Annotated in this window: 10 protein-coding genes; 5 read left to right on the forward strand and 5 right to left on the reverse strand. The window is 51.3% G+C overall.

All coding sequences use genetic code 11. From position 1 onward, the window contains the following. Positions 1-101: 101 nt before the first annotated feature. From DXZ20_RS17330 to DXZ20_RS17350, 5 genes are all read right to left on the reverse strand, one after another. Positions 102-1,046: a bestrophin family protein gene (locus tag DXZ20_RS17330; RefSeq protein WP_163664283.1), complete on the reverse strand. Its 945-nt coding sequence runs from the start codon at positions 1,044-1,046 to the stop codon at positions 102-104. A 58-nt stretch (positions 1,047-1,104) separates the two neighbouring features. After that, entirely contained in the window at positions 1,105-2,616 is a 1,512-nt protein-coding gene (locus DXZ20_RS17335; protein ID WP_163664281.1) for a UbiD family decarboxylase, read from the reverse strand. Positions 2,617-2,824: 208 nt separating this feature from the next. Then, the gene (locus DXZ20_RS17340) at positions 2,825-4,093 is read right to left on the reverse strand and encodes an FxLYD domain-containing protein (RefSeq protein WP_163699506.1); all 1,269 of its coding nucleotides are present in this window, start codon (positions 4,091-4,093) and stop codon (positions 2,825-2,827) included. Positions 4,094-4,236: 143 nt separating this feature from the next. Beyond that, on the reverse strand, positions 4,237-5,658 hold the full coding sequence (locus tag DXZ20_RS17345) for a hypothetical protein (RefSeq protein WP_163699508.1): 1,422 nt from the start codon (positions 5,656-5,658) through the stop codon (positions 4,237-4,239). A gap of 226 nt (positions 5,659-5,884) precedes the next feature. Beyond that, a complete protein-coding gene (locus DXZ20_RS17350) occupies positions 5,885-7,123 on the reverse strand; it encodes a tetratricopeptide repeat protein (RefSeq protein ID WP_163699509.1) in 1,239 nt (412 codons plus the stop codon). Between the two features lie 201 nt (positions 7,124-7,324). Here DXZ20_RS17350 and DXZ20_RS17355 point away from each other — a divergent pair, with 201 nt between their 5' ends. The 5 genes from DXZ20_RS17355 to DXZ20_RS17375 all read left to right on the forward strand — a co-directional run bounded on the left by DXZ20_RS17355 (position 7,325) and on the right by DXZ20_RS17375 (position 11,453). After that, positions 7,325-7,906: a DUF3038 domain-containing protein gene (locus DXZ20_RS17355; protein WP_163699511.1), complete on the forward strand. Its 582-nt coding sequence runs from the start codon at positions 7,325-7,327 to the stop codon at positions 7,904-7,906. Between the two features lie 51 nt (positions 7,907-7,957). Further along, the gene (locus DXZ20_RS17360) at positions 7,958-8,524 is read left to right on the forward strand and encodes a shikimate kinase (RefSeq protein ID WP_163699513.1); all 567 of its coding nucleotides are present in this window, start codon (positions 7,958-7,960) and stop codon (positions 8,522-8,524) included. Positions 8,525-8,585: 61 nt separating this feature from the next. Next, positions 8,586-9,455, forward strand: a complete 870-nt coding sequence (argB, locus tag DXZ20_RS17365; protein ID WP_163699515.1) for an acetylglutamate kinase — start codon at positions 8,586-8,588, stop codon at positions 9,453-9,455. 62 nt (positions 9,456-9,517) lie between these two features. After that, entirely contained in the window at positions 9,518-10,666 is a 1,149-nt protein-coding gene (locus DXZ20_RS17370) for an ABC transporter permease (protein WP_163664269.1), read from the forward strand. A 199-nt stretch (positions 10,667-10,865) separates the two neighbouring features. Next, positions 10,866-11,453, forward strand: a complete 588-nt coding sequence (locus tag DXZ20_RS17375) for a Uma2 family endonuclease (protein ID WP_163699517.1) — start codon at positions 10,866-10,868, stop codon at positions 11,451-11,453. Positions 11,454-11,728: the final 275 nt, after the last annotated feature.

Here is an 11,728-nt window from a genome sequence, read left to right on the forward strand (position 1 = left end):
TTGCTTTATTTGCAGATGAATGGGTCTGGAGAAAGCGGTCATAACCAGCTCTTATGAATTATGTCGCTTTAAAATTGGGCAACTGATAGATCGGCCCTCGACTATTCGACATTTTGTTTTTCTTTACCCATGGGCAACAGTGTGGTGATCTGCCAGGGTTGTTGTTCGTTTTTTTCGATACTTGGTGTCAGGGTTATCAGGTCTTGGATATTGTGCTCCATGGTTTGACAGATGGCATTTAGGGGCAGATCATTGCGATCGCACCCAAAAGGATTTTCAATTTCCAGGCCAATTTCTTCCACACCAAACACAGCAAAGGCAACCAGGGCAACCACCGGAATCGTCCACCCGTTGAGCTCGCTCACCACCTGAAAGGGTAGGGCCAAACAGTACATCACCAGTAGCTGTTTAAGGTGGATCGAGTAGGCCAAGGGCAAGGGTGTGTTGAGGATGCGTTCGCAGCCGCCCAGGGAATTGACCAAACTGTTTAGTTGTGAGGTCATGGCCTGGAGCTGATAGGCATTAATCCGACCTTTAAGCTGTTGCACCTGTAGATAGTCCCCTAGCCAAAAGGCAATTTCTAGCGGTGGGCTATTCATACCCATGAGTTTTTCTAGCTGTGGGGGAGTCACTAGATGGTTCAGCTCATGGGCGCAAGGCTGCTGTCTCAGATGTTGCTTGGTTGCGATCGCAAATGCCACCAGTAATTTCAGCGCCTGCTCCTTAGACTGGCGGCTGGTATCCACCGACACCCAGATTTGGCGGGCCAGGTTGCGGGTGGTATTGACGATGTTGCCCCAGAGCTTGCGGCCTTCCCAGAAGCGTTCATAGGAGGCATTGGTGCGAAAGACCAGCAGCAACCCCAGGACAATGCTGGGGACAACACCGCCTAAAATTGGCCAGGAAACGGCAAAGCCTGCGTTATCCAACAGCGTTACGATCAGGGCAAACCCAACACAGATACCGACCCTGGGCATCACCGCCCGAATCACGGAACCGCGCAGGCAAAACAGGGTTTTAAACCAGGGTCGACGATCTTCTGCCATGGTCATTGGTAAATTGATAATTAACAATTGACAATTATTAATTGATAATGGTCAATTGCTAGCGGATATCATAGCCAAACAAATTGGGGTCAGCTTCACCCATCTCTAGATCCCCCAGACCGTATTCAGCCCAGCGGCGTTCCACCATGGCGGCTATCTCTGGATCAGACTTCAGCTCGTCGCCCCACTGGTGATCGGTTTCGGGGGGTACCTTGGTGGTGGCATCAATGCCCATGCGGCCACCCAGCCCTAGTTTTTCGTTGGCAAAGTCTAAGGAGTCAAAGGGGTTATCCGGCAGGATAAACACATCGCGGGTGGGGTCTACTTTAGAGGTGAGCGCCCAGATCACCTGGCGCGGGTCGCGGATATTGATGTCATGGTCGACGACGATGACAAATTTGGTGTAGGTGAACTGGGGCAGGGCGGTCCAGAAGGCCATGGCGGCACGGCGGGCCTGGCCTGGATAGGCTTTTTTGATGGAAATGACGGCAGCTTTATAACTGAGGGCTTCCATGGGTAGGAAGAAGTCCACAATTTCGGAAACCTGCTGTCGCAAAATGGGTGTGTAAATGCGGTTGAGGGCGATGGCAATCATCGCTTCTTCTTTAGGGGGCCGACCGCTAAAGGTGGTTAAGTAAATGGGCTCTTTGCGGTGAGTCACACAATTGAATCGGATCAGTGGGGCCTGCTCATTTTGCGGCCCATAATAGCCCATGTGGTCGCCAAAGGGGCCGTCAATGGCGACTTCGCCGGGGGTGATGGTGCCTTCGAGAACAAATTCCGACGTGGCGGGGACTTCTAGATCGATGGTTTTACATTTAGCCAAATGCACACCGCTGCCGCCGTAGAGTCCGGCGAAGAGCCATTCGGATAGATCCACAGGGATGGGGGTGGCGGCAGCCATAATAATTAGGGGATGGACGCCGATTGCGATCGCAATTTCCAGTTTCTTCCCATTCTCAGCCGCTTTGCGTAAATGTCTGGCTCCGCCCCGCACTGACAGCCACTGGACGGTCATGGTGTTTTTGCTTTGGAGCTGTAGACGGTAAACGCCGACATTGGGAATACCGGTTTCGCAGTCTTTGGTGATCACCAGCCCCAGGGTAACCACTTTACCGCCGTCCTGGGGGTAGGGCTGGATCATGGGAATTTGGGTGAGATCGACGTCGTCGCCTTTGAGGACGACCTGGTGACAGGGTGGCAACAGGTCTCGCTGGGGTTTGGCTTTGAGGACGTCAAATAGAACTTTGCCAAATTCGATGGCTTGGGAGATTTTTTTGGGGGGCTTGGGCTGCTGGAGCATGCCGAGCTTTTTGCCCAGGGTTTCTAGCTCCTGGGGGTGTTCCATGCCCATGGACCAGCAGGTGCGTTCTACGGTACCGAGCAAATTAACGACGACGGGGTGGGGAGAGCCTTTAACGTTTTCGAAGAGGAGGGCGGGGCCGCCGCATTGCAGCATGCGGTTGGAGATTTCTGCTATTTCTAGCTCGGGGTCGACGAGGGCTTTGATGCGGCGTAGTTGGCCACGTTGTTCGACTAGGTTAATGAATTCGCGGAGATCTCGGGCCATGGGGGTAAGTGGGTCTTTGTGGTAATGAGAATCCCGCAGAGATTTCCCCCCTTTAGAAGAGGAGACCAAGGGGGGTCCTCGGTAGATGATGCAAGTTTACGAAACGTAAAGCCGCATTTTCTATTATGCGAGGAAATGAGCGGGGTGGGATGATTTGGCACAGTGATGAGCGGGGTTGGTCAGGGGAGAAGGGGGTGGGAGATGAGGGCTACTCCGCTTCTAATACCGTGACTTCATACCGGGCGTAGTCTTGTTCAATCGATTTAATCACTCGCACCGGGCGGACTTCGCCAGGCAACATGGGGGCGTCGCTGCCGTAAACGGCAAGGATGTCTTGGTTGAGAATTAGTTCTCCGTTGGTATTGTAAAAACTGGCCTGTAGCTTGAGTTTGCGAATGGCACTGTCGCCGGTGTTGGTGACGCTCCATTCGGCATCGAAAAAGGCGCTGTCGGTGAGGTCGTAAAGGTTGAAGTTTTCGCTGCGGGTGGCTAATGCAAACTTGACCTGGGTGGGTTGCTGAAAACTCCAGGTGTAGTCGATGGGGGGGGCTTGTGCGTAATTGGGCGGAGCGGGAACCTCGTCGATGGTGGTGAGGTTTAGGCGAACGTCGGTCAGTTCTGGGGTGATTTTTTGGATCAGGTCAAAGGCGTGGGAATCACCGGGGCGGACGGTGGCGTCATTCTCGGCAATGGCGTCTGTGCTGTCGGTTGCGATCGCCACGCCATCTTTGTTTAAATACTCAATCTGTAGCTGTAGGCTATCGATTTCTTGATCGCTATCGTTGAGCACCACGCCCTGCAACGTGTAGTAAGAGGAATCTGTGTAGTTATCTAACCGAGATAACCGTGGCTCAATAACGACACCGGGCTGGTCAAAGTTGATGGGAATATCGATTTTGGTACCTGTGCCTGGGGTCTGGCTAGGGGGTTGCCCTGGGGTGACCTCAAGGACAGCGTCTTGGGTGAGCTGTCTGATTTCGGACCGTTTGACAATCGTGTCAACGGTGAATTTCGAGCCGCCCAACAATAACAGGCCAGCTAAACCAAACCACAGCAGGCGCTGACGACCACTGACTTCATGTTCCAGGGCGCTGATTAACATGACCGCGTCTTCGTTGCTGGGGTTCAGTTCCAGGCAACGTTTGGCTAGGGCAATGGCTTGTTGTTTGTCTTCGATATGCTTGTGTTTGCCGTAGCGCTGATCGTAGGCGTATGTGAGGGTTTGCAGGCTTTCAAAATTTAATGGATCCAGGGCTGTTGCCTGGGTGAGTTCTGTGATGGCTTCATCAAGGCAGTCAAAGTCCAGGTAGTTGCGTCCGCGTTCAAGATGGTCCTGGGCTTTTTGCTGAACAGCAGCTACATCCTCCGAACTCAACCCAACTTCTTCAGCTAGGGCACTGAGTTTATCGGCTGTTAGGGGCTCTTCCCACGCCAATAGTCGTTGAATATAGGTTTCGATAATTTGCTCACGACCCATGGGGCACTCCGTTGACCTGGTTATTTCGCCACCATCTACACCATAGCAATACGCAATAAATCACGGAATTACGAACAAAATGCCGGTAATTCCTGATTTATCTTTTGCATGAATGTGTTTGCGGTTAACCAATGCGTTATGACCTATTCTGCCTCCACTACGGTAACTTGATAGCGGGTATACCCTGAAACAATGGGTTTAATCACCCGGAAAGGGCGGATTTCACCCGGCAGCAGCGGGGCGTCGTTATTTTGAATGGCCAGGATGTCTTCTTTCTGTAAAAGCCGATCGTTGGCGCTATAAAAGTTGGCTTCGAGCTTGAGTTTTTGAATGGGAACATCGCTGGTATTGATAATCACCCATTCAGCATTAAAAGTGTTCGGACCTGTGGGCGGCTTTTTCTGATCGGTGTCCGTTTTGTCGGTGGTGTTAGCGGTCGGGTCCAGATTGTCAGGTTTAGTGGGTATCGCCATATCGGATACGCCAACGTCTTCACTGCGACTGGCGAGTTCAAAGCGGATGCTGTCAGATTCTAAGGATTCCCAGCTGTAGTTGATCGGTGTGGGTGGCACATAGGTTCTGCGGGCGGGGGCCTGCTCTAGATGGGTGACGCCCAGACGCACACTGGCTAAATCTGAGGGAATTTTTTGGAGCAAATTAAAGGTGTGGGTATCGCCAGGGCGAATGATGGCATCGCTGGTGGCAATGGCTTCTTTGCTGGTGGATGCGATCGCAACATCATTGCGGTCCAGGAACTCCACATTCAGCGCAAGTCTTCTAAATTCTTGGTCACTGGCATTGATAAAAATGCCCTGCAGCTGATAGTAAACCTCGTTTTCGTAGTCCCCCAGCTCCGACAGCCGTGCTTCTAGCACCAGACCCGCATGGTCAAAGAAAACGGGAATGTCCACATCAGCGGAAAAGTCTAGTTCTACCGTGCTGGCTGCGGTATCAGCAGCGGCCTGGGTAGCATCGCCGGAGGCATACAGGGCTGACCCTGGAACGATGGTGCCGGGGGCAGGCCCCATGGGTGCTGGGGGTTTAGAGAACATGGGTAAACGACTGACACCCATTAACCCAATGCCGACCGTAGCAGCGCCACCGGCTAACAGGGCCACCTTTTGCCGGGTCCATTGAGAGGCGTTTTTTGGGCCTTTTGCCGGGTTATGCTCTAAAAAGCTAATTAAAACCAGTGCTTCCTTGTCATCGGGTTTAAGTTCCACACAACGCCTGGCAACGAGGAGCGATCGCTGACGATCCGTGGCGTCTTTGGTGCGGTTATGGCGCAGGTTATAGACATTGGCTAAGGAATGCAGCACCTCCAGGTTAAGCGGATCCAAATTGGCTGCCTGGTTGAGTTCCTTAACAGCATCATCAACGCAGCCAAATTCGATGTACGCACGACCACGGGTGAGGTGTGCCTGAGCCTGGTTGTTAATGGCCTCCAGCTCAGCATCTGTAATCCCCACCTCTTCAGCAATGGCTGCGAGGGTTGCGTGCGTTACTGGTTTTTCCCAAGCCAGCAGTCGTTGAATATAAGCTTCAATGATGCGATCTCGACCCATAATCTACTCCGTGTCTACTCAATGCATTCCCTATCCCCTGAGTGAATAAGGATAAAAATGTGACTAAGTTGAGTAAAGTCTTTGTGGTAGGAGCACAAATTGGATCTTGATCAAGATTGTTCAAGGTGCCGTTGTCGCTGATGGTGTCCCTGTCCCAGTTTAATCTGAACCATTTTTCTCTCGGTTGCGACTAAACTGTTTGACCCAACAGTTTAAAGTTGTTGCCCTAGGGGACAGATGCACTCCAGGTAGAACTATCAGCACTGGGGGACTCATAGGTGGTGAGACCAACAACCTGCTGAATGTCATTCACAGTGACACGAACGCTCATTAAGTCTGGCGTAATTTTGTGAAAGAGTCTAAAAGACCGGGTATCGCCAGGTCGGATGATGGTGTTTGTGTCAGTTACACTAACTTGATGAATAATGGAAATCGGCAAGCCATTCCCATCTAACAATTCCACCTTCAGGTCAAGCTTGATAACTTCTTGGCCACTGTCATTAATAACAATGCCATGGAGCTTGTAATAAGGCTCTCCTTTATACTCACCCAGGCGCGACAACCTCGGTTCAATCAGTAGGCCAGGATAGTTAAAGGCCACCGGTACATTGGGGCCTGGGTCAAAGGTGTAGCTACCGGTACTGGCCGTTGTGGGTCCAGCGGTGTCAGAAAATGTGTCTTCTGGATCGATCTCGACGATGGTGTCAGAAAAGACAGGCAAACGGCTAACACTCATAAAACCAATACCAATGATTCCGACACTACCCACTAGCAGTGCTAGCTGACTGACCAATGCCGCTGCATTTGGGGTACGAATCGGCTGCTGTAGAAAGAGAATTAGCAGGGCAATTTTTGTCTTAGTTCGACGAGAGAGCATTGTCGGACTAAAGACATTTTCTAGAAAGCCAATCAAAATAAAGATGTTTGGCTTTGACTGTAACGAGATTGCTTCAGGAATAGCATTGCGCCGTAGAGACCGCACCAGTGCCTGGGCTTCTTTATTCTGGGGCTGTAGTTCTATGCATCGCTTAGCCAGACGTATTGCTTCCTGACGATCTTCCAGACCACTATCCTGTTTGTAGCGAAGGTTATAAATCTTCACTAAAGCAAACAAAACGTCCAGGCTGATCGGATTTAGAGCTTTAGCCTGATTAAATTCATCAAGAGCCTTCTCCAGGTAGCCAAATTCAATATAGTTCTGGCCACGGCTAAGATGTCCCTTAACCTGTACATTGATAGCCTCTATTTCACCCTTGGTAATGCCGACCTCTTTAGCAATTGCTTCGAGGATGGCTGGTGTCACCGGCTGGTTCAATTCAAGCAGCCGTTGAATATAAGCTTCAATAATGCTAGCGCGACCCATAAGTGTACTCCGTTTTAGCAATTGCCTGAGGGTAGATTGCGTAATCGGTTTTGTAGGCAAGCGATCATCGGAAATCGTCTCAATGATGCTGACCCAACCCATGGTTGACCCCGTCCCTTGTTAATGAATTCGCAATGGGCCTTATTAGATACGGATAAAGTTTCGACTAAATTCAATAAAGTCTTTACAGTGCATCCATGATTTAGGGCAATGGCATCAAGGGATAGATAGCGAACTAGAGACGATGCAACGTTAAACTACAACGTGACTGTTTAATCTAGATCAGGGTGCGATCTTAATGGGATGCGCCCGATTCTGGTTTTTCCTTGCGGTCCAACTGTGTTCCCGTTGTGCCTAGTGGTGTCTGTTAACCTTACCCCTGATCAACTACGTTCTATTAAGGGCCAGCTTGACCTGGTGCTGATTGCCCTTGAAACACTTGTGGGCATTGGATCAGAAGCAATTTTAGATCAGGCCAAAGCCGCCGGACTCAACACCCTCCTATCGGATCGGGTAAACCTGTGGCGGTTGCGGCAGTCGAGTCCTTTGCGTAAAGGGCAGGGCCGTAAAAAACTGGATGTGGATGAGGCGCGGGCGCTAGTGTTGACCACAGCCCAGCTAGCCAGCAAACATCGGCAGGCCATTCACCAGGCTGTAACCGCGTTAGAAAAGGCGACAGCAGACAGTACCCCACCCCACCGTGTGGCGATTTTAGGCGACTATCTCGATCGGTTTAGCAATACCTATACTGAACGGATGGAAGCGGATGTGAAGCCCAATGTGTTGGAGAAACTTGCCTTTCAGCTATTAATTGATTTGCTATTTTATAGCGGTGGTGGCGGCCAGCAGCGACTTTGGCAAGCGCTTTTAGATCGGGCCGAATAGATTGACCCCGAATAGGCCGATAATGGGTGGGTCAAAAAACGCACATGGCACATGACCACAGAGCTGCTTAAGGGTACAAACCTATACCTGGTAGGCATGATGGGTTCTGGCAAGACGACCATCGGCAAACACCTGGCCAAACTTCTCAACTACCGCTTTATTGATACTGACGATGTGATTGTGCAGGCCACTGGGCAAAGCATCAATGACATTTTTGCGGCGCAGGGGGAAGCGGCTTTTCGCGATATTGAAACCCAGGTGCTAGGCCAGGTTGCGCCCTATACCCACACGGTCATCGCCACGGGCGGTGGCATGGTGATTAAACAGCAGAACTGGAGCTATTTACAATCGGGGCTGGTGGTGTGGATTAATGTGGCCGTTGATGAACTGATCGCTCGCCTGAGTCGAGATAAGTCCCGTCCATTGTTACAGGAGGGCGACCTGCGCCATAAGCTCACCACGCTGTTAGAGCAGCGCCAGGCTCGTTATGCCCAGGCCGATGCGACGGTGGTTTATCAGCATGGGGAAAAGGTGGATGCGATCGCATCCCGCATCCTCGATACCCTACAAACCGTCATTACCGAAAACCCGGCCACCAGCACCACCCTCGATCATTAACCATTTTGCAGGGACGTTCCATGGACCGTCCCTACCCCCGTTCCCTATCCCTTCAATCCATATGGAAACCGCTGCCAATCGCGTTCAAATCCTCAGCGAAGCCCTACCCTACATCCAACGATTTCGTGGCCGTACCGTTGTAATTAAATACGGCGGCGCTGCCATGAAAGACAGTAGCCTCAAGGATGACGTCATTCGCGACATTGTATTTATGGCCTGTGTCGGCATTCACCCCGTTGTCGTTCACGGCGGCGGGCCTGAAATTAACACCTGGCTCAGCAAGCTCAATATTGAACCCCAGTTTAGAGACGGTTTGCGCGTCACCGATGCCCCCACCATGGATGTGGTGGAAATGGTGCTAGTGGGACGGGTAAACAAGGAACTGGTCGGTTTAGTCAACGCAGCGGGCGGTAGCGCCGTTGGCCTCTGTGGCAAAGACGGCAATCTGATCACCGCCCGCCCCCATGCGGCTGAGGGCATCGGCTTTGTCGGCGAAGTCACCCGCATCGAACCTCAGCTTGTCAAATCCCTGGTAGAGGCAGGCTACATTCCTATCATTTCCAGCGTTGCCGCCGATATCAATGGCCAACCCTACAACATCAACGCCGACACCGTTGCCGGTGAGCTAGCCGCCGCCCTCGGTGCCGAAAAGCTGATTCTGCTCACCGACACCCCCGGCATCCTCAAGGACTACCACGACGCCTCTACGCTCTATAACAAACTCGACATTCAAGAAGCCCGTGCATTGATCGATGCCGACATCGTTTCCGGCGGCATGATTCCCAAAGTCACCTGCTGCGTCCGCGCTCTGGCCCAGGGCGTCCGTGGTACTCACATCATTGATGGGCGAGTGCCCCATTCACTACTCCTCGAAACCTTTACCAACTCTGGCATCGGCACAATGCTAGTCGCCTCGCATCAGACAGCTTAGAATAGGGCGCAGGGTTTGATGTTTAACTGTAAACCCTACGCCCTATTCCTCCAACCTTAGATATGTCAGCTACCTGGTGGAAAAAACTCAAACAAAACTCCCTGGCCCGGTTTGGCGCTACGGTTCTGATTATTTTCTACCTGACGGTAGCATTTGCAGAGATAACGGCTCCCTATAATCCTTACGAGCAGCAGCCCAGTGGGTCATTGCTACCGCCGACTACGGTGTATTGGACGGATCAGGTATCTGGGCAGTTTATTGGTCCCCATGTGTATCCAGTGACCCAGGGACCGGTAGACATTGAAACCGGTGAGCGAGTAACTGCAACAGATTTTTCAAAGCCATCACCGATTCGGTTGTGGGTTAAAGGATCAGAATATAAGCTGTTTCAGCTAAAGCTACCCTTTGTGAAAAGCATTTCCTTTGAAGAGTCCATGCAGCTAGAAGAGACAGAACTCTTTAAAGGGTTTACCTTTGACCGTCATGTATTTGGCACCGTTGGTGAAGGTAAGTGGAATATTTTTGGTACCGATGAGTCGGCCCGAGACCAGCTCAGCCGATTGATCCACGGTGGTCGCATTAGTCTCAGCATTGGTCTTGTGGGAATTATGATTACGTTTCCCCTGGGCCTATTGGTGGGCGGCATTTCTGGTTACTTTGGCGGTACCGTTGATACGGTGATCATGCGCCTGGTTGAAATGATTATGACCATTCCAGGTTTCTTCTTGTTGGTCACACTGGCGGCGGTGTTACCAGCGGGCCTCAGCAGTTCCCAGCGATTCTTACTAATTGTTCTGATTCTGTCATTTATTGGCTGGACGGGCCTAGCACGGATTATTCGCGGTGAAGTGTTGTCGTTAAAAGAACGCACCTTTGTGCAGGCGAGTCAGGCCATGGGGGGGCGGTCGTTGCACATCATTTTGCGACACATTTTGCCCCAGACAGCCACCTATGTGGTTATCTCAGCAACATTGGCAATTCCAGGTTATATTCTCTCAGAGTCAGCCCTAAGCTTTATTGGTCTGGGCATTCAGCAGCCGGATGCATCCTGGGGCAACATGTTATCTTCGGCAACAAATGCATCGATTTTGGTGTTGCATCCGTGGTTGATTTGGCCTCCGGCAGCATTGATTGTGATTACGGTGTTGTGTTTTAACCTGTTAGGTGATGGTCTGCGGGATGCGTTGGATCCACGTAGTTTGGAGGAATGATCTCCCAGGGTGGGCACAAGGCACCACCCCTACAGGGTTATTGGTTTGAACCGGGGGTATGAATGATGGCACGACGTAGGGGCACTCCCTTGTGGATGCCCCTTGCGATATGGTTGCCAAGTTGCAATCCTCGATGCATCCGGATTTTGGAAAAATAGTGGGCACGCTATCCTAGAGTCAATCGCAACCGGTAATCCCCATGACGATTGCTACGAATAAAACCTTAACTCTGGAAGAGTATCTGACCTACGACGATGGTACAGGTGCTCGCTATGAGTTGGTCAACGGGGTGTTAGTAGAAATGCCAACCGAGAGCCCGATTAATAAGACCATCGTCATGTTTTTGGTGAGTTATTTTTTGCGGTTAGGGATTCCGTATTACAGACTTGCTGTTGGGCATCAGCTAGAGGTTACATCTGAGAAAGCGTCGGCGCGGGAACCAGATTTAGTAGTGCATTCGGAAGAGTCTGCCGCTGCAATTTTGCGGGATGGTAAGTTGTTGCGGTTGGGAATGCCGATACCTGATTTGGTGGTGGAAGTGGTATCCAGCAGTGATACGGATCTGAAATCGCGAGAGCGGGATTATGTGGAGAAGCGACAGGAATATTCAGAACTCAAGGTGCCGGAGTATTGGATTATCGACCCAGTGGCAGAGGTTGTTTGTGTCTTAACGCTGGTGGATGGGGATTATCAGGAATGTAAGTTTGAGAGTGATCAGGTATTACTGTCGTCTCAATTTACTGTAGTGGATTTAACAGCTAATCAGGTACTGCGAGCTGGTCTGTAGAAGGCTTTAGCTGTAGATATAGCGTCCCGTTATCCCAGGGTGGTCGGTTTGAATTGGGGTCAAAGATTATGGCACGACGTAGGGGCACTCCCTTGTGGATGCCCCCTCCGACATCATCGCCAAGTTGCGATCCTCACAATTCCGGATTGTCATGAGGATATTTGTGCTCTGGAATTCTGGTGAATGACGTCTGTTATCCCAGGGTGGGCACAAGGCACCACCCCTACAGGGTTGTTGGTTTGAACCGGGGGTATGAATGATGGCACGCGTAGGGG

Origin of the sequence: Adonisia turfae CCMR0081 (genome assembly GCF_011009555.1) — a bacterium.
Taxonomy (GTDB): Bacteria; Cyanobacteriota; Cyanobacteriia; order Phormidesmidales; family Phormidesmidaceae; genus Leptothoe; species Leptothoe turfae.